This window comes from Streptomyces sp. NPDC002868, assembly GCF_055563295.1.
Map to the genome: position 1 here is coordinate 19,128 of NZ_JBVHDR010000008.1, position 22,979 is coordinate 42,106.

Below are 22,979 nucleotides of genomic sequence, written 5' to 3' on the forward strand. Positions count from 1 at the left end.
GCCGACATGCCGACCTGCCCGAACGGACACCAGTCGGGTTCCGACGACTGGTGCGAGGTCTGTGGCCACCGCATGGCCGGTCCTGGCGCTCCCGCGGGTGCCGTTCCGCCGCCGCCTCCCCCGCCGCCGGCCTACGGCTACCCGGGCCCCGGCGACCCGAACGCCACCGCCCAGGCCGAGCTCTGCCCGCAGTGCCGCACCCCGCGCGAGGCCATGGCCCCGTTCTGCGAGGAGTGCCGGTACAACTTCCTCACGCACACGGCGACGTCGTACACCCCGGTGGCCCCGTCCCAGCAGCAGCCGTCCGGGCTGAACCTCCCGCCGGGCTTCCAGTCGCAGCCGGCGCCCGCGCCCGCGCCGCCGCCTCCTCCTGTCCCGCAGCAGCCCGATCCGTACGACTACCAGAGCTCGCGGCCCTCGCAGATGAACCGGCCTGCCGAGCCGCTGATGAACGACCCGTCGGCGCAGCAGCAGCCTCCGCAGGCGTTCCAACAACAGGGGCCGCCTCCCCCGCCGTCCTTCCAGCAGCTACAGCAGAGCCCGCACGGCCCGCCCCCGCCGTCCTTCCAGCAGCCGTCGGCGCCGGCCGTGCCGCAGCAGCCCCAGCAGACGGGCGGCGGCGACGACTGGATGCTGTCCCCGCCCTCGCAGCAGCCGCAGGCACCCCAGGCGCCGCAGCAGCCCCAAGCGCCGCAGCCGCCACAGGCGTTCCAGCAGCAGATGCCGCAGCAGTACGCCCAGCAGCCCGGTCCGCCGCCTGGCCCGCAGCAGGGGCAGCAGGGGCAGCCCCAGGGGCAGCCCGGTCCGCAGCAGCCGCCGCAGTACCAGACCCAGGCTCCGGCGGGCTGGACGGCCGTCATAGCGCCCGACCGTGAGTACTTCCTCGCGATGATGCAGCGCAGCGGCCCCGACGCCAGCGGCCTCAACCTGCCCGCGTACTCCCCCGAGCAGCACCTCCCGCTCGGCGGCAACCAGATCACGATCGGCCGCCGTCGGCACTCCACCGGCGAGTCCCCCGACATCGACCTGTCCGTCCCGCCGGAGGACCCGGGCGTCTCGCACCAGCACGCGGTGCTGGTCCAGCAGCCCGACGGCTCCTGGGCCGTCGTCGACCAGAACTCCACCAACGGCACCACGCTCAACGGCGCCGAGGAGCCGATCCAGCCCTATGTCCCGATCCCGCTGAACGACGGCGACCGGGTCCACGTCGGCGCCTGGACGACCATCACCATCCGCCGGGGCTAGCCCCGCCCGTAAACGCGCCGGCCCCGCCCGCCAAACAGTCAGCAAGGACAGTCAGCTGGACGGACGCCCGAGCGGCCAGGCGTAGGGCCCCTCCGGGTCGTCCAGCCAGGCCCACTGGTGCTGTCCGCTGACCGTGACCCCGAACCGGTCCCGCTGCGGGCGCCGCTCCCGCTCCCACAGCGAGAGCGCCTCGTGCGGATCGAGGCTGCCCGCGGTCAGCGTCAGCAGGAAGCGGAAGAGATCGTTCTCGGCCGCGCGCCTTGGCAGCCCGCTTGTGTGCCCCTCCCGGGCGAGCCCGCCGCCTCGCAGCGGCACGAAGTACGCGGATGTCCGCAGGAAGTGCCCCTCCGCGGTCCGGCCGCGGCTGTCGTCGCGCACCCGCAGCGCGATCAGCCCGGTGGAGAGCGGGGCCAGGATCCGCGCGCCCGGTCGGCACTGCGGCAGCCAGTCGAACGGCACGGACGACAGCGTGCAGGTCGCGATGATGCGGTCGAAGGGCGCGCGCTGCGGGCAGCCGCGCGCCCCGTCGCCGGTGATCACAGCCGGTTGGTAGCCCGCGGACGCCAGATGCGTGCGCGCGGACTCGGTGATCTCCGGGTCCACGTCGACAGTCGTCACCAGCTCGTCGCCGAGCCGGTGCGCGAGCAGCGCCGCGTTGAAACCGGTGCCCGCGCCGATCTCGAGGACGGTGTGCCCGTCCCGTACCTCCAGCTCCTCGAGCATCATGGCCATCAGCGAGGGCTGGCTGCTGGAGGAAATCAGTTCGCCGTCGCGCACCCGGGTGGCGAGCGGCCCGTCCGTGTAAGCGCCTCGCAGCCACTGGTTCCGCCGCATGGGATCGGGGTCCTCGCACCACAGACGCTCGTACGCGCCGGCCCGGCCCACGAAGTAGTACGGCACGAACAGATGCCGCGGCACCTCCTCGAACGCCGCCCGCCAGGCCGGATCGGTAAGCCCGCCCTCGGCCACGATCACCCGCACCAGCGACCGCCGCGCCTCGGCGGCCGGCTCGGCATACTGCTCCAGATCCACACCCATGCATCCACTGTCCTGCGGCGCCGCGCCTGAGGCGAGCACCCGATCGTGGATGGTCCTAGGGCCTCGGTCCTCGGCCGGTGAATCTGAGACGATGGTCAGGTGAAAGAGATTCCGCGCGGCACGCTTCAGGAGCAGACCTTCTACGAACAGGTCGGCGGCGAGGAGACCTTCCGGCGCCTCGTCCACCGCTTCTACCAGGGCGTCGCCGAGGATCCGCAGCTGCGGCCGATGTACCCGGAGGAGGACCTGGGTCCGGCCGAGGAGCGGCTCACGCTGTTCCTGATCCAGTACTGGGGCGGGCCCCGCACCTACAGCGACAACCGCGGCCACCCGCGGCTGCGGATGCGGCACGCGCCGTTCACCGTCGACCGGGCCGCGCACGACGCCTGGCTGAAGCACATGCGTACCGCCGTCGACGAGCTGGGCCTGTCCGAGGACCACGAGCGGACGCTCTGGAACTACCTCACGTACGCCGCGGCCTCCATGCTGAACACCGCGGACTGATCGGCATCGGAACCCAGGCAATCTGCCCGGTCACGCACGCGTGCGAGCGGGTCAGCCGGGCCTGGTGGGGGTGACAGTCAGTCCGCCGAGGCCGTTCTTGCGTACGGCGATCGACCCGAAGGGCGTACGCAGTCTGAGCCACGCGCCCGTGGACAGCAGCGCGACCGGGACTCCGGGACGCAGAAAGCCGAGCGACTGGGCGGCGTGCACGGCACGCAGCGGCAGCCCGGTTCCGCCGACGGTGCGCGACCATATCTCGCGCCCGATCCGGTCCCGCTCGCCGCGCGTACGCCGCTCGGCGGGCAACTGCTCGTCCCGGGTGCGGAATTCAGCCACGGCGGCGGCCACCGCGCCCCGCATCGCGGTCACTTCGGGCAGCCCGGGCAGTTCCCGCCAGCCGCCGCGCGGCGGCAGCAGGCCGGCCCAGGGCGGCCCGGTGACGGCGGCGGGCACGGTGAACTCCGCCCCGCCGAGGGACTCCAGCAGCTCACCGGCGGAGACGGTGACATCCAGTTCGACTCGGTCACCGAGCCTTGCCGTACGGATCGCGAGCACCTCGAAGGAGGGCGGACGCCCGAAAACGGCGAGCGCGCCACCGCCGGCCTGGAGCCGGACGGCGGCGGCGCGGTCGTAATGGATCAGCCGGGAGAGGAAGGCTGCGAGATCTTCAGCCTCCCCCGCGTCGGCGAAGTGCAGACTCTGCACGGGCACGCTCATGCCGCGAGAGCACCCTCGTCGGCGTTTTCGTCGGCGTTTTCGTCAGCCATCTCGTCAGCGTCGTTGGCGTCGTCGAGGTACTTCTGGAGGAAGGACTTCTCCTCCGCACTGATCCGGCGCGGACGCGCCGCGCTCAGGTCGTACGGCACGACGATGGTCGAGGCCCGCACATACACCTGCGAGGCCCCTTCCGCGTCCTTGATCTCGTACGCGATGGTCAGCGACGCCGCGCCCACCTTCGTCACCCATGACTCGATGATCACCGGCTCGTGCCGGTGGACCAGCGGCCGCTTGTAGTCGATCTCGTGCCGGGCAACGACAGACCCGCCGGAGAACGACGGGGAACCGTCCCCCGGCGCCAGCCGGAACATGAAGTCAATGCGCGCCTCTTCCAGATACCGCAGGAAGACGACGTTGTTGACATGCCCGAAGGCATCCATGTCCGACCAGCGAAGGGGGCAGCGGTAGATGTGCCGGGCCATGTGTGAACCTCAGCCCCGGGTCAGCTTCTTGTACGTGGCACGGTGCGGACGGGCGGCGTCCGGGCCGAGCCGCTCGACCTTGTTCTTCTCGTACGAGTCGAAGTTGCCCTCGAACCAGAACCACTTGGAGTCGCCCTCGTACGCCAGGATGTGCGTGGCGACGCGGTCGAGGAACCAGCGGTCGTGGGAGACGACCACGGCCGCACCGGGGAACTCGAGCAGGGCGTTCTCCAGGGAGGAGAGCGTCTCGACGTCGAGGTCGTTGGTGGGCTCGTCGAGGAGCAGCAGATTGCCGCCCTGCTTAAGGGTCAGCGCCAGGTTGAGGCGGTTGCGCTCACCGCCGGACAGCACACCGGCCGGCTTCTGCTGGTCCGGGCCCTTGAAGCCGAACGCCGAGACATAGGCGCGGGACGGCATCTCGACGTGGCCGACATTGATGTAGTCGAGCTCGTCGGAGACGACGGCCCACAGGGACTTCTTGGGGTCGATGTTGGCGCGGCTCTGGTCGACGTAACTGATCTTGACGGTCTCGCCGACCTTGATCTCACCGGAGTCGGGCTCCTCCAGCCCCTGGATCATCTTGAACAGCGTGGTCTTGCCCGCGCCGTTCGGACCGATGACGCCGACGATGCCGTTGCGCGGCAGCGTGAAGCTGAGGTCGTCGATGAGGACCTTGTCACCGAAGGCCTTGGAGAGCTTGTCGACCTCGACGACGACACTGCCGAGCCGCGGGCCCGGCGGGATCTGGATCTCCTCGAAGTCCAGCTTCCGCATCTTGTCGGCCTCGGCCGCCATCTCCTCGTAACGGGCCAGACGGGCCTTGGACTTGGCCTGCCGCCCCTTCGCGTTGGAGCGGACCCACTCGAGCTCTTCCTTGAGCCGCTTGGCGCGCTTGGCGTCCTTCTGGCCCTCGACCTTGAGACGCGTCTGCTTGGTCTCGAGGTAGGTGGAGTAGTTGCCCTCGTAGCCGATCGCGCGGCCGCGGTCGAGCTCCAGGATCCAGCCCGCGACATTGTCGAGGAAGTACCGGTCGTGGGTGATCGCGACGACGGTGCCGGCGTACTTGGCGAGATGCGCCTCCAGCCACTGCACGGACTCGGCGTCCAGGTGGTTGGTGGGCTCGTCGAGGAGCAGCAGGTCGGGGGCTTCGAGCAGCAGCTTGCACAGGGCGACGCGGCGCTTCTCACCACCGGAGAGGTTGGTGACGGGCCAGTCGCCGGGCGGGCAGCCGAGCGCGTCCATGGCCTGCTCGAGCTGGGCGTCCAGGTCCCAGGCGTTGGAGTGGTCGAGCTCCTCCTGGAGCTTGCCCATCTCTTCCATCAGGGCGTCGGTGTACTCGGTCGCCATCTGCTCGGCGATCTCGTTGAACCGGTCGAGCTTGCCCTTGACCTCGGCGACGCCGAGCTGGACATTCTCCAGCACGGTCTTCGACTCGTCCAGCGGCGGCTCCTGCAGCAGGATGCCGACTGTGTAGCCGGGCGAGAGGAAGGCGTCGCCGTTGGAGGGCTGCTCCAGACCGGCCATGATCTTCAGCACGGTGGACTTACCGGCGCCGTTGGGGCCGACCACACCGATCTTCGCACCGGGCAGGAAGCTCAGCGTCACGTCATCGAGGATGACCTTGTCGCCGTGCGCCTTGCGCGTCTTGCGCATCGTGTAGATGTACTCAGCCAAGAGAAACCGTCCGGCAAGAAGTGGGTGGGCAGATACACCCCATCTTGCCTGACCGCCACCCCGGGAACGAAACCCGTATGGCCGGGGGCCGCTGACCTGCCCCTTCACAGGTCACCCTTGTAGTTGAACTGTCACTGGTTGTCGTCGTTGGTCGTCGTCGAGCCACCTTGCACGGCCCACAGACGGCCCGAGCCTGAGGCTGGAAGCCATCAAGGCACACCTCGTCCGAGCGTCACGCGACCGCTTTCGCTACAAGTCCGAGACTTGCTCCTGCTCGACTTCGTCCATGGCGTCCGGGCTGAGGCACACCGCCCGATGGGCAGGGCGTACGAGGTCACCGGGAAGTGGTTCGATCCCGCGGACCCTCACGGCTACAAACTCAGTGGGGATGCTGGAGTGACGAGCCCGGACGGCCACAAGGCGCCACCGGTAGCGAGGAGGCACGTCCTTTGCCGGGTAGTCCTTGGTAGCGAGGTGGACCCAGCGGTCATAGTTGGTCGGATAGGGCCTGACCTCGGCCTTGCAGTGAGGGCAGCGCGGTGGGTCGTGCGGAGTCACGTCATCTTGATCAGGTTCGGGCCTGTGCGCGTCTGTGGCGCCCTCGTGGATGGCAAGCTCATCGGCGTGCGTCTTCCAACAGCGGTCGCAGAGCAGGGCCATGAGGCTGATGCGACCACGTTCGCTCACCGATGCGCCGTCGTCACCACAGCGTTGACATACGATCCCGGCGTTGACCCCAATCGCCCCCATGCGTCCGAGAGTGAGCACGGACGTTCAGGGTCGAAAGGGCGCGTTCGGGTCGCATCGGCGCGCGGCCGTTGTGGATCCCGAGCCGGGCGGCTCTGCAATCTCAGCTTGGGAAGCTGCGTTGATCTAGAAGGCCGCTCGGTCTGGTGCGGCGTGGCGCAGCAGCGAGCGCCGCTTAGGAGTTCGATCAGGCAGCTGTCACGCCTGGCCACAGTGCGGGCAAGGTCACTGCTGCTGACCGCTCGGTGCTGCTGCTGTCCGCTGTCGTTGATGTCAGCTGGGGATGTCAGGCTGCCCCTCGAGGCGAACTACCCCGGGCGATCGCTGAGGTCTCTCCGGCTGATCAGCGTGCGGTCGCCGAGGTCAGTTCTGCTACTTCAGGGCAGCAAGGCCCCTCTGCAAATCGTCGAGGTTCATGACCGGCTCAAATGTGACCTCCGCGCCCATCTCCTGGAAGAACGGATCTGCGATGGAGGGCAGCTGCGAGCTGTCCTGCATGTCGAATACGAGAATCATGGAGCGCCCGCCCTCAGGGGTGAAGTAGGCGGCCTCCGGCTTCAGCTGCTCGATGGCTGACTTCAGTGACTTGGGCATCGTTCCGCCCTTCGTCACCTGATTCGACATCTGGGTGTCCATGCGGGCCTTCATCATCATCCGCATCGCACGCTCTCCTCGCGCACCGCGACCAGCGCGGTTCAGTCCGCGCTCGCTGAGATCCGGTGCATCCCGCTCAGCTTCACCTCCACTGATCACCGACCGCAACATCTCATACGCCCTACGTGACGACAGGGGGGAGGGGACGTTGCCACGGGAAGACATCTGCAAGGTCGGTGGAGTCTTGATGGCCGAGTCAACACTGTCGACGATCTTGAAAACCGTCGTGGCAGCGATGTCACCGTGGGTTCAAATCCCATACCCACCGCACGTGAACGGCTCTTGACCAGGAAAATCGGTCAGGGGCCGTTTCTGTGGTCTCTGCCCATGAGTGACCGTTGTTCCCCGGGGTTACCCGCTCGATCGGGCACGGAAGGGGCACGCCCGGTTAGCTGCTGATCGGCGCCCAGCTCGCTGTGAGGTCCGCGCACTCGATCCGCACGGTTCCGGTCGTCAGCCTCAGCTCATGGCTGCATCCGGCCTCGTGCGGGAGGACTTCGTCCAGGCGCACGGTGTTGTAGTCGGACAGCTCGACAGGACCACCGTCGTCAGACGTGATTTGAACGCTGCTGACACCCCTGTAGCGGATGGTGAGCACGTCGCTCTCACCCCCTGACCAGGTGAACCGAAGCTCGTACTGACCCAGGCAATCAGCAGCTGAAGGCAGCTCTTGGGGTCTCAGATCCTTCACGCAGCGTGGTGCCGAGAAGTCGTAGTGCTCGGAGTGCGAAGCAAAGGCTCGTGCCCCAGGAGGCAGCGCCGGAAGGATCTCGGACAGCTTGGCGATATAGGGGCTGGGGTCATGCCAGTAGGTGCCTTGCCCCTGCTCCTCCACGACTGCGTACTTCACGATTCTCCTTCGGCCGGTGGTCAAAGGTACTTGCACCGCCTGGTGACCGCCCACAGCGAGACAGGTCGCGGCGGAGTTGTGCAGGCGGGGCGGCGTCGGCCATCCTCAACCCACCACTCACCCCAGCTTCCATCCCGTCTGCCGTCGACCCACACACCGTGGAGCGGGCGTGGTTCCTGGCGTCCAGGTGGCGGGGCCGTGCTGGTGGAGTTGAGCCGGCTTCCTTCGGACCGCATGCCTTCCGACCGGCTTCCTTCACTGCCTTCCCCCTGCTCGACGCGCCGGCTCAACGCGACGGCCCCGGTGCGCGCTTCGCACCGGGGCCGTCGTCAGCGCAGTGTCACTCCACACTTACGCGTGGTCACTACTCGCCGGCCGTCGCCCTCTTCCTGCGGAGGAAGAAGACCGCGCCGCCGCCGATCACGACGAGCGCGATCGCGACGCCCGCGATCATCGGGGTGGCGCTGGAGCTGCCCGTCTCGGCGAGGTCGCCGCCCCCGGAACCCGAGGACGTGCCGCCGGCCGAGGCCGGGCTGGGCTGGGACGAGGGGGTGTCCGTGCCCGGGCTCGGGGTGCCGGTGGTCTTGCAGTCCAGCACACCCTTGAAGTTCTTCTTGAAGCCGTCGGGCCCGGTGATGGTGAAGTCGTACGCCTGGTCCTCGGCGACCGGAACGGTGACCGTCTTGGACTCCCCGGCCGGGATCGTGTGCTTCAGGCCCGCCAGCTCGAAGGTGAACGGAGCGTCGCCCTTGTTCTCCGCGGTGATGTCCACGCCGCCCTTGGCGCAGTTCTTCTTCGCCGAGAGCGCCGGTATCGCGCCCGCCTTGGCCCAGGTGGCCGTCGCGTTCGCGGTGACCGTGGACTCGCTGGAACCGGCCAGGATCTGGGTCTGGCTCTTGGTCACTCCGGCGAACGCCCGGCCCACCGGCACAGAGGTGGTCGCCTGCGCGGTCAGCGTCGCCGAACCGTCCGCGGCACCGGCCGGCACGTCGAAGTACAGCTGAGTGCCATCGACGGCGGAGGTGACGGGCTTGCCGGCCGCGTCGGTGATCTTGATCCCACTGGCGGCCGCGTCGGCCGGCGGGGTCACGGAGACCTGCCCGGCGTCCGTGCGGACCGTCACGGGACCGAGCCGCCCGCCCGCCTTGCCCGAGACTGCGTTCGGCTCCAGGCTGAGCGAGGCCTTCGGCTCCGCCACGTCCTGGGCCTGCTTCTCCAGCCAGTCCGCGAGCTTCTCCGCCGCGGGGTCGAGCGCCTCGACGTCCGCCTTGTCCGAATAGCGCCAGATGGCGACCTGGGTGCCGGCCGCCGCGGTGCGCTCGGAGAGCGGGCCGCTGTCCGCGTCCTTGGCCAGCGCGCCCAGATCGTCGACCTGGGGGTAGGAGTGCTGCAGGATCCAGCGGATCTTGCCCGCGTTCTCGTTGCCGCCCAGCGACGTCTGGTTCCAGGGGGTCTCCAGGTACTTCGCCTGGTCCTGGGTCGGGTTGTGGATGTCGATGCAGTACGTCTTCAGCCGACCGCCGCCGTCGACAGTCATCTCGAAGAGCCCGGCGGGTATTTCGCGATTCTTGCCGTCCGCGTGGAGCACGGCACGGTCAAAGGTCTTCAGCCCATCGAGAGTGGCGACCGCGCCACCCTGGTGCTGGACACCGTCGTCGGCGGCTGCCGCACCCGCGCCGGCTATGGAGCCGCTCGCGATCAGGCCCGACATCAAAGCCGCGGCTGTAAGACGACGAACAGCGCCCCGCCTGCGTCCAACTGACGCAGAGAACAAAGCAAACACAGAATTCCCCTCCGAGCGAGGTCCTTAGTTCGCGTACGAGCACGTGTTCACGTCGAATCACGTGCGCGTGTGACGCGTGGGGGGAGTGCCTCGCCTGCAGACTCAAGTGCCCCGTGAGTACGCGGGAATCCTATGGACGCCGCGCACCCCAGTCCCCCGTCATACCGTCAGACAACCATTCCGACTCAGAATCGTTATCGACGAACGTCATCGACGCTCTTCCGAACACGGCCGTCACCCCGTTTCTGAATCGACAAATCCACCCAACTCCAGGTCAGCCCACGGGCGTCGCCATCGCCGGCACCTCCTCGGGCGTGGGACGGTGCGTCAGATTCGGCTCCGCCTTCACCACCCGCCGGAATGCCGCTGTCCCGCGCGTCAGATCGTGTCCCACCGCCACCGCGTCGATCTCGACTGACGTCCTCCGCTGCCCGTCCCGCTCCTCCTCGCGCACCTTCAACCGCCCATGGACGAGAAGAGGTTCACCGACGGAGACCGACCCGGCCAGATTTATGGCGAGTGACCGCCAGGCGAAGACCGTGTAGAAGCTGGTGTGCCCGTCGGTCCAGCTTCCGCTCTGCCGGTCGTACCGCCTCGGTGTCACCGCGAAACGGAATCGCGCCATCCCCCCGGCCGCCGATTCCCGGTACTCCACATTCGTGGCGACATTGCCCACCACCGTCACCATCGTGTCGTTCACGACGGCCACCTCCCCGTCCGGTTGCCTGGCCCGGTCTGTCCTGACCGATCTCCATGCTGGACCGGACGGGAAGATCCCGCCGACGCCTGTGGACCACCCGGCTTTTGTGGAAAACCCCGTCACCCCAGAAGCCGGACCGTCCCGCCCCCGCCAATCCCCGAACCGCCACCGGCCCTGCCGGCCCCCGCCTTCCCCGACACGGTCGCGTACTGCTCGCGCACCTCCCGGTAGCGCATGAGCTCCCCGGCGATCGGGTCGAGCACCTTCGCCCGCCCGCACCCGGACGCCGCCTCCCGCAGCCGCCGCTGCGCGTCCTGCCCGTACCGCCGCGCCGGCCCCCGTACAGCCGCCGCGCACGCCCACTCCACCAGCGGCCCGCCCACGATCCCGGCGAGCATCAGCAACACCGGCGGCAGCAGCCCCGGCTTCAGTACACCGACGATCTGGCCCACCAGCCACAGTCCCCCGAAGATCTGAACCAGCGTCATCGACGCCTGCGCCAGCACCGCGGCCGGCCACCACGCGGGACGCAGCGGCCGCCCGTTCGTCGCCGCCGCCTCGCGCACGGCCAGTTCGTCCAGCGCCTCCGGCAGCCCATCGGCCCCGCGCACCGCCGCCTCGCGCACCGCCTGCGCCCACGGCGCGGGCAGCCCCGCGGCCGCCTCGTCCGCGACCGTACGCACCGCCTGCTCGACCCGCTGCCGTGCCGTGAGCTCGTCCTCGACCGGAGCCGCGGGCTCCGGCAGCCCGCTCCCCTGCGTACGCATGCGTTCGTACCAGCGCCACAGCCGCAGCCACGGCGTCCCGCACGCCCGGCTGGCGTTCCTGCGCCACTCGCGCTCCGCCGCCTCACCGGCCGCGTTCGCGCCGATCGCCTCCGCCAGCCGGGCCGCGAAGTCCTCGCGCGAGCGTTCATGGAGGCCGGTGTGCCCGTCGGCGAGGTACACCGAACGGAGTTTCGCCGCCGCCGCGTCGACATCGGCGGACAGCCGGCGCGCTGCGGCATTGCGGTCCTGTACGAACTTCCCGATCAGCTCGCGCAGTTCGCCGACGCCTTCCCCGGTCAGGGCGGAGAGCGCGAGCACGGTGGCGCCCGGCTCGCCGTGTTCGCCAAGGGCCATGCCGTCCTCGTCGAGGAGCCGGCGCAGATCGTCGAGCACCTGGTCGGCGGCCTCGCCAGGCAGCCGGTCGATCTGGTTGAGCACCACGAACGTGATCTCCGCATGCCCGGCGAGCGGCCGCAGATACCGCTCGTGCAGGGCGGCGTCCGCGTACTTCTCCGGGTCGACGACCCAGATCACCGCGTCCACCAGTGCCACGACCCGGTCCACCTGCTCCCGGTGTCTGACCAGGGCCGAGTCATGGTCGGGCAGATCGACCAGCACCAGCCCGTACAGCTCCTCGTCGCCGCCCGCCAGGGGCCTTCGCCGTAGCCGTGGCGGGATGGCGAGCCGGTCCAGCAGCCCGGCCGCGCCCTCCGACCAGGTGCAGGCGATCGGCGCCGCGGTGGTGGGTCTGCGCAGCCCGGTCTCCGAGAGCGGCACTTCGGCGAGCGCGTTGAAGAGCGTCGACTTCCCGCTGCCCGTCGCGCCTGCGATGGCGACGACGGTGTGCCGCGAGGAGAGCCGCTGCCGGGCTGCGGCCTCGTCCAGGACGCGTCCCGCCTCGGCGAGGGTCTTCCCGTCCAGCCGGGTCCGCGAGAGGCCGATCAGTTCGCGCAGGGCGTCCAGGCGTACCCGCAGCGGCCCTACGTACGGCCCGCCGATCGGCACATGCACCTCGCCCCACGGGTCCTCCTCGGAGTCCGTCCCGTCCTCCCCCGCATCGTCCCAGCCGTCCGCGCGCCGGGCGATCAGCCCGTCGTCCCAGCGGCCGCCGTCCTCGTTCTCGTCGTCGGTGTTCTCGTCGTCAGCGCGTTCGTCCGTGATGGCGGTCACCGCCGTCACCTCTCCTTCTGCAGTACGGAAAGCGCGGCGATCAGCTCGGCCTGCGGCTCAGGGGTCACTTCGAGTGCGTCGAGGGGTGCGAGGCGACGGTCTCGTTCGCTGTGCAGTACGCCGTCGATGTACGTCGCCATCAGCTCGCCGCCCTTGTCGCGCAGCTTCAGCGCGCCCTGCGCCCCGATTCGTTCGGCGAGCCGCTCCCCCGCGCCGCGGGCCCGCCGCCCGCCGAGCAGCGCGGCCGCGACCAGTGCGGCCACCGCCTCGGGGTCGGGTGACACACTCATCTCCAGCCGGCGCACCTCCTCCTCGGCGAGCTCCTCCAACTCCCGCCGCCAGCGGCGTACGGCGATCCCGATCCGCTCGGCCGTCTCCAGATCCAGCCGTCCCTGGACGACAACCGCCCGCGCGGCCGGCTCGCGCCGCCACGCCTCCTGGACGCGCTCGTCGGCGGCGGCGACGGCGCACTGCAGCAGCGCGGACAGGCTGCCGACCAGCGAGTCCAGCAGCTCGCCCGCGGAGCTGTCGCGCGGATAGCCACGCCAGCGGGTCCGCGCGTCCCCGGCGAGCACCGCCCCGCCCCGGAGCTGCTTGCGTACCCGCTCGCGCTCGTTCTCGTACGCCTCCTCTACCGCGCCCGTGAGCCGTACGGCCGCCGCGTACTGCCCCGCCACCGCCGCCGCGAGCTCGGGCATCCGCGCGTTGAGCGAGTCGATCACGCCCGCCGCCGTACGCCCCAAGGTCTGCTGTCTGGCTGCCGGGTCCTGCGCCCGGTGGGCCAGCCAGGCGTAGAGGGGAGCCACGGCGGTGGTGGGCAGCAGCCCACGGCCGGCGCCCGCCGACTCGGGCAGCTCCGGGATGGTGAACCGCGGCACCTCCCCGAGACCGGCCTTGGTCAGCAGCGCCGCGTACTGCCGCGAGACATCAGTGATCACCTGGTGCGGCACCCGGTCGAGCACGGTCACCAGCGTGGCGTTGTACTCCTTGGCCGTACGCAGCAGATGCCACGGCACGGCGTCCGCGTACCGCGATGCCGTCGTCACCAACACCCACACATCGGCGGCGCAGATCAACTCGGCGGCCAGCAGCCGGTTCTCGACGACGAGCGAGTCGATGTCGGGTGCGTCGAGGAGCGCGAGCCCGCGGGGCAGGGTGACGGCTGTCTCGATCCGCAGGGAGCTCTCCTCCTCCCCCTCCCGTCCGCCGACCTCCGCCCCCTCGGCCTCGTCCTGATGCGGGTGCCATACGCGCGTCAGCTGCGGCAGCACCCGCATCCCCGCGAACCAGTGATGATCGTCGGGGTGGCACACGAGCACCGGCGTACGCGTGGTGGGCCGCAGCACCCCCGCCTCGCTGACCCGCCGCCCCACCAGCGAGTTGACGAGAGTCGACTTCCCGGCCCCGGTGGATCCGCCGACTACCACGAGCAGCGGCGCTTCGGGCTCCTTGAGCCGGGGCACGAGATAATCATCGAGCTGCGCAAGAAGCTCTGCGCGCGTCTGCCGGGCGCGCGGGGCACCGGGAAGGGGAAGAGGAAGACGCACGGCGGCGACACGGTCGCGGAGGGCGGATAGTGCGTCGATCAGCTGAGGCCGTGCATCCAAGGTCACCACATGCGAAGAATGCCCAATTTTGGCGGCTTTTTGAAGCGTATGGACCTCTCTGCGCGCCGGTCGGACAGACGGGACAGACGGGACGAGTGGGGCGCAGGCATAACGAGTGCACAACACCCGAGACGCGAGACGTCAAAAGCGCTGCAGGAATCGCACCTGCCTGCGATTATCGGTTCGCTTCACCGAACCTCCACATCGTGCCACGCAGGTGAAGCAACCGGGTCAAGGCGATCGGAGCCCTATCCTTGTCCCCGGCAAGGTTCACGGACGACCCACCAGGGGCTCCAGGCCACCGAGGCCACGATCCGGCCCCCGTAGCTCAGTGGATAGAGCAGGCGCCTTCTAAGCGCTTGGCCGCAGGTTCGAGTCCTGCCGGGGGCGCACAGCCCGCACTACCGACAGACCCTCCACCCCGGAGGGTCTTTTTGCTGGTCAGAGGCACCATAGCGGGCCACGGGTAGAAGACGCGTAAGCGCCGGACCCTCCCCTGGCCATCGCGGGGAGGGTCCGGCGGCGTCCGGCTGATACCGGGTTTCTGCGGGTGGCCCCGGAGAATACGCGGGGAAGTTTCCCGGTGCTGCGTCAGCTCCCGCCGTGCAGGTCTGGCAAGGACTCCCCCGCCTCGATGCGCTTCTGAAGATCCTTGAGCTGACCCGAGATGCACCGGGCGTACGTGGCAAGCAACACGGGCACGCTGTTGCCTGCCCACTCGGCCACCTGTGCCGGCGGCACCCCGTTGTTCAACCAGTTCGTCAGGCACGTGTGCCGCAGGTCGTACACCCTCTTGCCGAGCGGCGACGCGTACTCATCCGGGGTGAGCACCTGCTGCCGGGCAGAGCGCCAGGCCCGGCGGAAGACTGAACCTGCCAGTATCCCGCCCTTCTCCCCTGGGAACAGCAGATCGCCGGGCCGCAGCCTCTCCGCCTTGATGTGCTCGCGCAAGATCTTCGACAAGGCGGGTCGGCAGGGCACAGTCCGGGTGTCGTCAGCCGCGCGACCCTTCAGCCCGCGCTCCTCATGGACCTTGCCCGTGTCGGTCCATTGCTTGCCGACCTCGGGTTGCGAGGTGTGGAGCAGCAATTCGCCCCACTGGTCGTCCGCGGCCTCGTCCGGCAGCAGAGCGTCGCGTACGTGCATCGCCACCGCCTCTTCCGGCCGCGGACCGGCGTAATAGAGGGTCGCGAAGAACGCATGTAGGCGCCGGCCGCCACGGGGGCGACGCCAGACCCACCCAAGCAATCCCCCAGCCTGCGCCGGGTTGAGCAGACACCTCTTATCGACCGCCGAGGATGTCTTGGGTGAAGTGCCTCTCCCTTTTGGCAGCGGATTGCTGCGCAGGATCTGGTGCTTCACCGCGTACTCCATGGCGACGTTCAGGATCCGTCGATTTCGCTTTACTGACGATGCAGCGGCAGCTTGGCCATCCAGCCTCGTGGCCAGGGCGTTCAGCACCTCTTCAGCCTTGCGGGGGTCTTCCCAGGCAGCCATCGAGAGGGTGTTTCGCTCGACCCACTTGAGGATGGTTGCGACGTCGGGCGGAGCAGTGTCGCGCTGCTTTGTGTTGAAGGCCCACTCGCGCAGCGCCGTGCGGACATCGATCGGCTTGAAGCCGGTCGGCTGCGTACGCAGGAGCGCGATGGTGGTCGTCATCATCGCCTTTGCCACGTTCTTGCGGTTGTTCCCAGAAGTGCGGACCCATTTGGCGTCCGTGAACTGGACTGCGAAGTTGTACCAGTTGACCGCGCTCGCACCAGTCTGGTGTGACACCGGACGGCCAGAAGTCAGGCTGAATGCCTCGCCCCGGCGGGCAGCGCTGACGAGTTCGGAGCGGAAGGCATCCGCGAGAGCACGAGTCCCAAATGGCGCCCTCCACTCTCTTCCATCGAGTTCCCACCGCACGGTGTGGGAGGTCTTGCGCCTGCCCTTGTAGATCGATGTCTTCCAGAACTTGACGTTGTAAGTGGTGTCCATCAGGCGCTCTCCTCACGATCGTCAAGCCAGTTCTCGTAGTCGCCTCGGCGGATACGGATGTCGCCGTTGGGGAGCTTGATGCACCTTGGGGCGCGGCCCTTCGAGCGCCAGTCGTAGAAGGTGGAGCGTGAGATCTTCAGGTCCTTGCAGATCTCGGCGAGGGTGAGCTTCTCGTCCCGCGCTTTCGCCGCGGCAGGTGTCACGACGCGGTCCCCTCGCTCGGCTCGCATCCGGGATGCGTTGTGTCACCCTGCGTTACGAGGATGGGGTCGAGAGGGGTGCGGCATCCTTCGCATAGGGCGGACGGACCAGAGATGGCCTGCATTGCAGCGCCCGGAGCGCCCGCAGCACCCGGAGTGGGGAACTCCTGCTGTTCAGCCAGGGTGCGGCTCCCGGGTGCTGGCGATACCGCAGCACCCCGCAGCACCCGGAATCGGGTGCTGCGGGGTGCTGGCGGGTGCTGTGCGGGTGCTGGATCCAACCTGAGCACCCGGACGTTCGTGCTGGTCAGAATGCATTCCGGGTGCTGCGGGTGCTGCGGGTGCTGGAATGCAGCTTCTCTCTACTGGGGTGAGTCGGTAGAGGCGGGAGCGGTTACCGTCGGGTTCACGCTGTGTGTCGTCGACGTCGATGCCGATAGCGCGCAGAGCTGGCGCGAGGCGCTTGAGTTGCCCGCCTGCGCGCGTGGGGTCCTTGGGCCACTTGCGGGGCAGCCTTTCCGGAGTGGCGACCTTGCCGAGGATGTCGGCTGCGGACATGCAGAGCCCTGCGGGGCCGGCGGTCCGGACGAGGTCGACGATGGCTCGGGCGAAGGGCTCGCCTTCGAGGACGTCGGCGACCGCGTCGGCTGCGGTTGCCCGGTAACTGCCCTGTGTGTCCCATCCGGTTACGTGGTCGACGGCCGCCAGGACGCGGGCGAAGTCGGCCATGCGCGGCCGGTGGGTGAGCTCCACTTCGGGGAGTGCACGCAGGACCTTGGACAGGAGGTCGAAGAGCGAGGCGAGGATGGCGGGGTGCGCGTCGCGGTAGGCGTGGTCCAACTCGGCTTCTTCGCGCCGGTTTCGGTCCGGGATTGTGTGCAGCTCGATGGTCAGGAGTCGCTCCGCGAGGTCGCCTGCGAGAGCTCCCGCGTCGATGGTGGTCATTGCGAGAACGCGCCGGAACTCCAACACGACGACGTCGTCATCCGTATACAGGGCGCGGTCGACGATGCCGTCACCGGTGACCGCGCGGCACAGGGCGTCGGAGAACCAGTCCGGGATGTACGAGACGTTGTCGATGCACAGCGCCCATGAGTTGAAAGCCTGAGTCGCCCAGGACTTCACGTCCCGCGGTGCGGTACGTTTCGGCGCTCCGGACGGGTCGACGATGCCAATGACCATTGCGGCACCCTTGGATTTTCCGGTTCCTTGCTCGCCTCGAAAGGTCAGGATCGGGTGCGGCAGGTCCGGGATGAATGACGCGACCAACCAGGCGGTGAGCAGATGGAATCCCTCGTCGCTGGTGTTCATCAGAGCGCGCAGCCTGGCCAGTCCGTCGCCGTCTCGGATCGGGGCGGGCAGAATCTTCATCGCACCAGAGCGGCGGAAGAGAACCGGGGAGCGCGGACTTCGCTCCCATCCATCCGGGCCGATGAGAACGCAGCGACCATCGGGGGTCGCGAGGTCGACGACGATGCGGTCCTCGTGGCGTGCGGTGCGCAACTGCGGCGTGCACGGGTCGGCAATTGCGGCGACTCCTTCGAGGACGGTCATCGCGTCGGCAAGAGCGGACTGTGAGGGAACGTTGCCGCCGGTGGCGTCGGTATAGATGCGGGCGAGCTGGGAGCGCAGGCCGGCCTTGCCGCGCAGCGGTAGGGCGATGTTCGGTCCGCCTTTGGGGACGGCATAGGGGCGGCCGTCATCGGACATGAAGACGTCGAAGCGCTGCCGGGCGAGGGCGACCAATTGGGACGCCTGCGACGGCCCCTTGCCGCTCGCTTTCTCATCCGGGTCGACGCCATTGGCGGTCAGCAGTTCCCGGGCTTTCGTCTCGGTATTCATCGCTGCCCGCCTCGGACCCTGCGTGCGGCGGAGGCGACGGTGTCGCGGGCCTCTCGTTCAGGAAGGCCCACAGTCAGAGCCGCGTCGACAAGGGCGGCAATGATGCTGTCCACCGCCTCACCGCCGTGTTCGTAGGCGCGCAGGGCAGCCCAAAACAGGCGGTTGTTGCGCTCTCCCTCGCCCGCGTCCAGCACGGTACGTACGAGACCGAGTGCCCGGCGGCCTGCGACTGGGGCGAGTGCTGACGGCCGGGGCGAGGCTGCGGCGGGACTCGCGGTGAACAGTTTGGTGAGCCAGTCGGGAAGGGTGACGGGCGTCGTGTCGTGGACGATCTCGTACAGGCGGCCTTCGACGATGCTGCCCGCTGCGACGACGTACCCCCCGGCAGCCCGGGTGTCGACCTTCCACCCGTGCTTCTTCACGGTATTGCCGAGCCGAACGCCCTCGGGTGCGGCGAAGTACAGGTGAGTGCCACCGCTGCGGGTGCGCACGGTGAAGGTATCGCCGGGAAAGTCCTGGTGGCGCCGCTCGCAGAGGGCAGCAAACACGTCGGTGCCATCGACGATGCCGGGGAGCGCCCACTCACGCGGCGGGGTGTCGGCAGCGTCGTTGGGGGTGTCGAGGTCGACGACGACCAGCCCGGAGGGGCCGGCAGCGATGCCGATGTTGTACCGGCGGCCTCGCCACCAGCGAGTGATCTGCACGGGCTCCCTGGTGGCCTGAGACTCCCAGTCGCGCACCGCTGGTGTCTTGTCGCCGGGGGTGAGGGGGAAGACGTGCCAGCCGCGGGCCGCAGCTTCAAGCGCAGCCCTGAGGTGTCCGCCCGGTTCGTACTGGGGCATTCTGATGGTCTCCTGTTTCTTTGATCGGGACACGGAGACCGTGGGCGGGTGGGTTTCCTTGGCCGGAGACACCCGCCCACGGGCGTGCCTACTGTCGCTTGGCCCAGAGGGCGTACTCCTGGCGGACGTAGCCGCGGGGGTCGCTGCTGCTCTCCGGGTTGTCTGGCGGGTACGCACCGTCGCTGTGACCGCCCCACGCGTCGTTGACAGCGCGGTCTACGTCCAGCAGGCGGAGCGCGGCCTCTGTCGCGACGTCGGATGCATCGGAGCCAGCGCCTTCGGCTTCGTCGGTGCCGATGTCGTAGCCGAGTGGGGCGAGCGCGCTGTGGGCGCGGTCCAGGTGCTCGGTGAGGTTCTGTGCAATGAGCGTGGCGGAGGCGAGGGCGGAGCGGGCTTCGTTGATGTGGTCGCCAGGTGCGCCGTAGTCCGCGGTGACCGCTCCGGACTTGGCGAGCGTCCCCAGGAAGTCGTAGAGCTGGTCGAAGCTCTGCGGCAGTCGCTGGGTGAGGAGCTTGAGGGACGCGACGGTCTTGTACGCGTCACCGGGGTAGGTCAGCGCGCCTTTGGCGCTCTGGGTGGCGTGGTTGAGGTTGCGGATCGCCTCAGCGGCCTGGGTCGCCAAGTCCTTCGGGTTGGTGTTCGTCATCGTGGGCTTCCTCTCCGGGACTACTCGCAGGTGCACTCGGGCACGTCGCCCGCGCCGGTGTCGCCGCACTGGCAGCAGTGGGCGTAGGGGTAGGGCTCGCTGTCGTCGGTGGGGGCACACAGCTCGCACTCGACGAACTCGTCGTCGTACTCGTTCACGAGGTCAGCTCTCCTTGGTGATCTCGAAGGTGTGGGCGGTGGCGGGGAGTTCGGGCAGTCCTGCGCGGGTGAGTTGGGCGGGGTCGAAACCGGGCAGCGCCTCGCGGTGAATGAGGGCCTGCGCGAGTGCGGTGGCGTACGCCGCGCCCTCGCGGGCGACCTCGATCTGTGCCCCGGCGCGCAGGGCTTCGACGCGTTCGATGTGGCCGTGTTCCTCGCGCCGCTCGGCGGTGTGCCGGTGGTGGGCGAGGGTGTCGCGGCGGTCGGTGCGCCAGTAGCGGGCCGCGATGCCGTACGTGACGGCGGTGGCAAGGACCCACAGCAGCAGCGGCAGCGAGAGGCCATCGGCGTATCCGGCGACGCCTGCGAGGGCGAGCCCTCCGGAGGCGGCGAACGCGGTCCCGGCGATGACAGGGTCACCGGCACAACCGGCCGACGCGAAAGCGCCGGCGGTCGCGGCTCCGGTGGCGAGCACGACCATCAACACGGCGTTGCCGACGGAGTGTTCTGCGCCGTTGGCGTTCCAGATCCTGCCGAGGATGAGCACCGTGGAGGTGGCCAGCGCCGGGGCCGCTTTGGGGGCGGCGAGGGCGAGCCAGTGGCGGGCGACGATGGGTTCGTTCATCACGGGCCCCTCTACAGCTTGCTGACGGCGTCGATGACGGCGGTGGTGAGGTCGTTCATGGGCTTGGAGGCTCCGGTGGCGGAGAGGTGGAAGCCGAACATCATGGCGATGAAGGCGGAGCCGTAGCCGAGGGTCTTGGAGCGGAGCAGGAAGAACAGGACCAGCCCGAACAGGGCGACGAGCGAGACGGTGATGGCCACGGCGGTTATCCCTTCGCGGTGGGGTGGTTGGCGGTGCCTTTGCGGTAGATCTCGGACCAGAGGTTGAACAGGTGCCGTCCGACGCGTATGCGCTTGCCGATGCCGTCGCAGCGGCGGCAGTGCTTGCCGCGCTTGGGGCGTCCCTTGCGGTCGGTGGTGAGCTGGTAGCCGAAGCCGCGGCACTTGCGGCAGTTGCCGAACGGGCTGGCCGCACACAGACTCACGTAACACAGAGTGATGGCGAGTAGGCAGGCTCCAGCGAGGAGGAGAAGGGCCATGGAGTGCCTTCCAGGCGGGGTTTCCGGTGTTTGTGCAGGTGGGGTGCTAGGTGCGAGGTTGCTGATCAGAGCCGGTTTGGGGTGCTAGCGGGGGTGCTAGACCTAGCAGCGGTGGCTGCTAGGTCTAGCACCGCTCCGAGTCAGCCCCCGGACCGCCTACTGTCACGCTCGGTGACGGCTTTGGTGATGTCGGCGCGGGCGATGCCGCGCCGTGTGGTGCCCTTGCCGGCACTCGTGCTGCCCCACACGTCCTGGACGGTGATCCCATGCGGCCGCAGGTTCTTCGCGACGGTCTCGGCCTTCCAGCCGCCGTAGATATCCGGCCGCAGGGTGGCGAGGCGGGCGGCGACCTTCTCGTTCCACACCTTGTCCTCATCGGCGGGCACGACGCGCAGGATGTCGGCGAGCAGGTCGAAGGCGACTTCACCGCTCTCGGGCTGCTGGCCGATAGCGTGGCCGGTGACGTTGCCGTACTCCTCGCGCATCACCCGGGCCCGGGCCACCACCTGCTCGGAGCCGACCGCGTCCACGAACGCGGAAGCGACGATGCGCGGGTCGTCGCCCTCGCCGGACATCCAGCAGATGCCCTTGTCGGAGCGGGAGAACATCGTGGCCCGGAATCCGGCCTTGTACATCGAGGTGCCCAGCACCATGTCGTTGGCGGGCTGGCCCATGACCTTCAGGCAGAACCGCAGGATGGCGTTCGAAGAGATGCCGGTGGGCAGCGACTTCGCGTCCGGGCGCTGCGTGCCGAACAGGGTCACGATCCCGAGCGCCGGGCCGCGCTTGCCCAGGTCAGTGCAGATGTCTTCGATTTCCGCCCCGTACTTCTCGTGCTCGAAGGGGATCTGGCACTCGTCGAACCCCGCCACGATCGGATGCAGCCCCAGGCTCTTGTCACTGGACAGCTCCGGGGTGACCTTCGACTCCGGGCAGCGCGAGGTCGGCAGAGACCGGATGACCTTCGCCCGCCGCCTCATCTCTTCGCGCAGCTCACGCAGCGATTCGAGGACATAGAGGATGTCGTCGTCGTCATCCCCGGACCGGTAGCGGTGGCAGACCGGCTGCAAGGAGCCGAAGTCGCCGGTGCCCTTGAAGTCGAACGCGTACAGCGCAGCGCGCGGGTCCAGTGCGGCGATGAGCAGGAACAGCCGCATCAGGAACGTCTTGCCCATCCGTGGGATCGAGCCGACCACCACGGAGGCGAACATGAGCGTCACGGACACGTCGCTCATGCGCTGGTCATTGCCGAACACCACGGGCTTGAACAGGTCCACGATGCCGCTCTTGAGCAGCGGCCATGCGGGCTTCGTGGTCTCGTTCATGGGCTTATCGCCCACCCAAAGGATCAGCCTGCCCTCGTGCTCGGTCGGGTCCGGTGCGGGCCACACGCAGCCCACCTTGCGGCGCAGGCCGGACGCGAGCGGCTTGCGCTCTTCCATGATGTCTTCCGGGGTGACACCCCACGGAAGGTCCACATCGGCGCGGTATCCGGGGCCGTCGCGGGTGATCTCGCTAGTGAACCGCATGCCGTTCATGTCGCCGCCCTTCTTGATGGCGGCCGACAGCTTCGCGTTGCCGATGTTGTCCAAAGCGCGGAGCACGATCGGGCCGGTGAGCTTTTGCAGCTCGGTCTTGAGCACCGCCGGGCCGATCACCGGCTGATCCTGCGGAGCACCCCGGAACCCTGCCACCAGCACCGCGGCCGACGCGAACACCGCCAGCCAGCCGGGCGCCATCACGTACAGGGTCAGCGCCACAGCGGCGCCGAACACGATCCCGACCGTGGCCATCAGCACCCGCAGCCGCACGCGTCCGTCACGCTGGCGGGACAGCTTGAGGTATTCGGCCGTGTTCTCCTGCCGCACCTCGTACGCGCGCAGCGGGGCTCCTTCGGCATCCCACACCCACTGGCTCGTCTCGCGCACCAGGCGGGCTGTGCCGCGCGGCGCGAGCATCCCGAGCTGCAACGCGTACCAGGGAGTGCGAACGCCGTGATAGGCGGTGGCGTACAGGGCATTGCCCGTCGCCCGCTGAACCGTGGACACGAACCCCGGCTTCGAGCGCAGCCAACTCGGCACGATCGGCCGACGCTTGTACGTCGTCACCCCCGGCGAGGGCAGCGTGGGCGAGTCCACCGGCCGTACGGGCGGAGCCTCACCCTCCTCCAACTCCTCACCCTCGACAGGCGGGGCAGGCGGCGCGGGCTCCGCCTCGACGGGCGGCGCGGGTGCCGGGACGGCGGGGCGCTTGGTAGTGATGTCGAAGAC

23 protein-coding genes and 2 tRNA genes are annotated in these 22,979 nt (G+C 68.9%); 4 read left to right on the forward strand and 21 right to left on the reverse strand.

The window, feature by feature from the left end:
* Window positions 1-6: 6 nt before the first annotated feature.
* Window positions 7-1,245, forward strand: coding sequence for an FHA domain-containing protein (locus ACZ3H8_RS23470; RefSeq protein WP_467404841.1), 1,239 nt, complete (start codon window positions 7-9; stop codon window positions 1,243-1,245).
* Window positions 1,246-1,296: 51 nt separating this feature from the next.
* On the opposite strand, the gene ACZ3H8_RS23475 is transcribed toward ACZ3H8_RS23470, so the two are convergent.
* Window positions 1,297-2,283 (reverse strand): methyltransferase domain-containing protein, encoded by a 987-nt coding sequence (locus ACZ3H8_RS23475; protein WP_467404844.1) that lies wholly within the window; start codon window positions 2,281-2,283, stop codon window positions 1,297-1,299.
* Window positions 2,284-2,382: 99 nt separating this feature from the next.
* On the opposite strand from ACZ3H8_RS23475, the gene ACZ3H8_RS23480 reads away from it, so the two are divergent.
* Complete coding sequence (locus ACZ3H8_RS23480; RefSeq protein ID WP_467404845.1) at window positions 2,383-2,787, forward strand: globin; 405 nt, start codon at window positions 2,383-2,385, stop codon at window positions 2,785-2,787.
* Between the two features lie 51 nt (window positions 2,788-2,838).
* On the opposite strand, the gene ACZ3H8_RS23485 is transcribed toward ACZ3H8_RS23480, so the two are convergent.
* From ACZ3H8_RS23485 to ACZ3H8_RS23505, 5 genes are all read right to left on the reverse strand, one after another.
* Window positions 2,839-3,504, reverse strand: a complete 666-nt coding sequence (locus ACZ3H8_RS23485; RefSeq protein ID WP_467404847.1) for a DUF8010 domain-containing protein — start codon at window positions 3,502-3,504, stop codon at window positions 2,839-2,841.
* Entirely contained in the window at window positions 3,501-3,986 is a 486-nt protein-coding gene (locus tag ACZ3H8_RS23490; RefSeq protein ID WP_467404849.1) for an acyl-CoA thioesterase, read from the reverse strand. Before ACZ3H8_RS23490 ends, ACZ3H8_RS23485 begins: the two co-directional genes overlap by 4 nt.
* A gap of 9 nt (window positions 3,987-3,995) precedes the next feature.
* Entirely contained in the window at window positions 3,996-5,660 is a 1,665-nt protein-coding gene (gene ettA / locus ACZ3H8_RS23495) for an energy-dependent translational throttle protein EttA (protein ID WP_467404851.1), read from the reverse strand.
* 249 nt (window positions 5,661-5,909) lie between these two features.
* Window positions 5,910-6,410: a DUF6083 domain-containing protein gene (locus ACZ3H8_RS23500; RefSeq protein WP_467405436.1), complete on the reverse strand. Its 501-nt coding sequence runs from the start codon at window positions 6,408-6,410 to the stop codon at window positions 5,910-5,912.
* Window positions 6,411-6,779: 369 nt separating this feature from the next.
* On the reverse strand, window positions 6,780-7,160 hold the full coding sequence (locus ACZ3H8_RS23505) for a hypothetical protein (protein WP_467404852.1): 381 nt from the start codon (window positions 7,158-7,160) through the stop codon (window positions 6,780-6,782).
* A gap of 76 nt (window positions 7,161-7,236) precedes the next feature.
* Between ACZ3H8_RS23505 and ACZ3H8_RS23510 the strand changes: the two genes are divergently transcribed.
* Window positions 7,237-7,329: transfer RNA gene (locus tag ACZ3H8_RS23510), tRNA-Ser, on the forward strand.
* A gap of 120 nt (window positions 7,330-7,449) precedes the next feature.
* On the opposite strand, the gene ACZ3H8_RS23515 is transcribed toward ACZ3H8_RS23510, so the two are convergent.
* The 5 genes from ACZ3H8_RS23515 to ACZ3H8_RS23535 form a co-directional block, all read right to left on the reverse strand.
* Entirely contained in the window at window positions 7,450-7,911 is a 462-nt protein-coding gene (locus ACZ3H8_RS23515; protein WP_467404855.1) for a hypothetical protein, read from the reverse strand.
* Between the two features lie 364 nt (window positions 7,912-8,275).
* Window positions 8,276-9,622, reverse strand: coding sequence for a Cys-Gln thioester bond-forming surface protein (locus ACZ3H8_RS23520; RefSeq protein ID WP_467404857.1), 1,347 nt, complete (start codon window positions 9,620-9,622; stop codon window positions 8,276-8,278).
* Window positions 9,623-9,968: 346 nt separating this feature from the next.
* Window positions 9,969-10,394 carry a single-stranded DNA-binding protein gene (locus ACZ3H8_RS23525; protein WP_467404858.1) on the reverse strand — a complete coding sequence of 142 codons (426 nt, stop codon included), beginning with the start codon at window positions 10,392-10,394 and terminating at the stop codon, window positions 9,969-9,971.
* A gap of 119 nt (window positions 10,395-10,513) precedes the next feature.
* Window positions 10,514-12,331, reverse strand: coding sequence for a YfjP family GTPase (locus tag ACZ3H8_RS23530; protein ID WP_467404860.1), 1,818 nt, complete (start codon window positions 12,329-12,331; stop codon window positions 10,514-10,516).
* Between the two features lie 5 nt (window positions 12,332-12,336).
* The gene (locus tag ACZ3H8_RS23535) at window positions 12,337-13,938 is read right to left on the reverse strand and encodes a dynamin family protein (RefSeq protein ID WP_467404862.1); all 1,602 of its coding nucleotides are present in this window, start codon (window positions 13,936-13,938) and stop codon (window positions 12,337-12,339) included.
* A gap of 317 nt (window positions 13,939-14,255) precedes the next feature.
* On the opposite strand from ACZ3H8_RS23535, the gene ACZ3H8_RS23540 reads away from it, so the two are divergent.
* Window positions 14,256-14,328, forward strand: a tRNA-Arg gene (locus tag ACZ3H8_RS23540).
* Window positions 14,329-14,529: 201 nt separating this feature from the next.
* Here ACZ3H8_RS23540 and ACZ3H8_RS23545 read toward each other — a convergent pair.
* From ACZ3H8_RS23545 to ACZ3H8_RS23590, 10 genes are all read right to left on the reverse strand, one after another.
* Complete coding sequence (locus ACZ3H8_RS23545) at window positions 14,530-15,918, reverse strand: tyrosine-type recombinase/integrase (protein ID WP_467404865.1); 1,389 nt, start codon at window positions 15,916-15,918, stop codon at window positions 14,530-14,532.
* Window positions 15,918-16,121: a helix-turn-helix transcriptional regulator gene (locus ACZ3H8_RS23550; RefSeq protein ID WP_467404868.1), complete on the reverse strand. Its 204-nt coding sequence runs from the start codon at window positions 16,119-16,121 to the stop codon at window positions 15,918-15,920. Before ACZ3H8_RS23550 ends, ACZ3H8_RS23545 begins: the two co-directional genes overlap by 1 nt.
* A 171-nt stretch (window positions 16,122-16,292) precedes the next feature.
* Entirely contained in the window at window positions 16,293-17,960 is a 1,668-nt protein-coding gene (locus ACZ3H8_RS23555) for an ATP-binding protein (protein ID WP_467404869.1), read from the reverse strand.
* A complete protein-coding gene (locus ACZ3H8_RS23560) occupies window positions 17,957-18,802 on the reverse strand; it encodes a bifunctional DNA primase/polymerase (RefSeq protein WP_467404872.1) in 846 nt (281 codons plus the stop codon). The genes ACZ3H8_RS23555 and ACZ3H8_RS23560 overlap by 4 nt, the downstream gene beginning before the upstream one ends.
* Before the next feature lie 88 nt (window positions 18,803-18,890).
* Window positions 18,891-19,448 carry a hypothetical protein gene (locus tag ACZ3H8_RS23565; RefSeq protein ID WP_467404873.1) on the reverse strand — a complete coding sequence of 186 codons (558 nt, stop codon included), beginning with the start codon at window positions 19,446-19,448 and terminating at the stop codon, window positions 18,891-18,893.
* A 20-nt stretch (window positions 19,449-19,468) separates the two neighbouring features.
* Entirely contained in the window at window positions 19,469-19,606 is a 138-nt protein-coding gene (locus tag ACZ3H8_RS23570) for a hypothetical protein (protein WP_467404876.1), read from the reverse strand.
* 4 nt (window positions 19,607-19,610) lie between these two features.
* A complete protein-coding gene (locus ACZ3H8_RS23575) occupies window positions 19,611-20,231 on the reverse strand; it encodes a hypothetical protein (protein ID WP_467404877.1) in 621 nt (206 codons plus the stop codon).
* Window positions 20,232-20,242: 11 nt separating this feature from the next.
* A complete protein-coding gene (locus tag ACZ3H8_RS23580; protein ID WP_467404879.1) occupies window positions 20,243-20,431 on the reverse strand; it encodes a hypothetical protein in 189 nt (62 codons plus the stop codon).
* Between the two features lie 5 nt (window positions 20,432-20,436).
* Window positions 20,437-20,709, reverse strand: coding sequence for a hypothetical protein (locus ACZ3H8_RS23585; protein ID WP_467404880.1), 273 nt, complete (start codon window positions 20,707-20,709; stop codon window positions 20,437-20,439).
* 140 nt (window positions 20,710-20,849) lie between these two features.
* The gene (locus ACZ3H8_RS23590; protein WP_467405438.1) at window positions 20,850-22,970 is read right to left on the reverse strand and encodes a cell division protein FtsK; all 2,121 of its coding nucleotides are present in this window, start codon (window positions 22,968-22,970) and stop codon (window positions 20,850-20,852) included.
* Between the last annotated feature and the right edge of the window lie 9 nt (window positions 22,971-22,979).

Bases quoted from the DNA above. Each gene is read 5' to 3' on its own strand.
- ACZ3H8_RS23470 (WP_467404841.1), top strand. From the start codon at position 7: ATGCCGACCTGCCCGAACGGACACCAGTCGGGTTCCGACGACTGGTGC.
- ACZ3H8_RS23475 (WP_467404844.1), bottom strand. From the start codon at position 2,283: ATGGGTGTGGATCTGGAGCAGTATGCCGAGCCGGCCGCCGAGGCGCGG.
- ACZ3H8_RS23485 (WP_467404847.1), bottom strand. From the start codon at position 3,504: ATGAGCGTGCCCGTGCAGAGTCTGCACTTCGCCGACGCGGGGGAGGCT.
- ACZ3H8_RS23490 (WP_467404849.1), bottom strand. From the start codon at position 3,986: ATGGCCCGGCACATCTACCGCTGCCCCCTTCGCTGGTCGGACATGGAT.
- ACZ3H8_RS23500 (WP_467405436.1), bottom strand. From the start codon at position 6,410: ATGGGGGCGATTGGGGTCAACGCCGGGATCGTATGTCAACGCTGTGGT.
- ACZ3H8_RS23520 (WP_467404857.1), bottom strand. From the start codon at position 9,622: ATGTCGGGCCTGATCGCGAGCGGCTCCATAGCCGGCGCGGGTGCGGCA.
- ACZ3H8_RS23545 (WP_467404865.1), bottom strand. From the start codon at position 15,918: ATGGACACCACTTACAACGTCAAGTTCTGGAAGACATCGATCTACAAG.
- ACZ3H8_RS23555 (WP_467404869.1), bottom strand. From the start codon at position 17,960: ATGAATACCGAGACGAAAGCCCGGGAACTGCTGACCGCCAATGGCGTC.
- ACZ3H8_RS23560 (WP_467404872.1), bottom strand. From the start codon at position 18,802: ATGCCCCAGTACGAACCGGGCGGACACCTCAGGGCTGCGCTTGAAGCT.
- ACZ3H8_RS23565 (WP_467404873.1), bottom strand. From the start codon at position 19,448: ATGACGAACACCAACCCGAAGGACTTGGCGACCCAGGCCGCTGAGGCG.
- ACZ3H8_RS23575 (WP_467404877.1), bottom strand. From the start codon at position 20,231: ATGAACGAACCCATCGTCGCCCGCCACTGGCTCGCCCTCGCCGCCCCC.
- ACZ3H8_RS23585 (WP_467404880.1), bottom strand. From the start codon at position 20,709: ATGGCCCTTCTCCTCCTCGCTGGAGCCTGCCTACTCGCCATCACTCTG.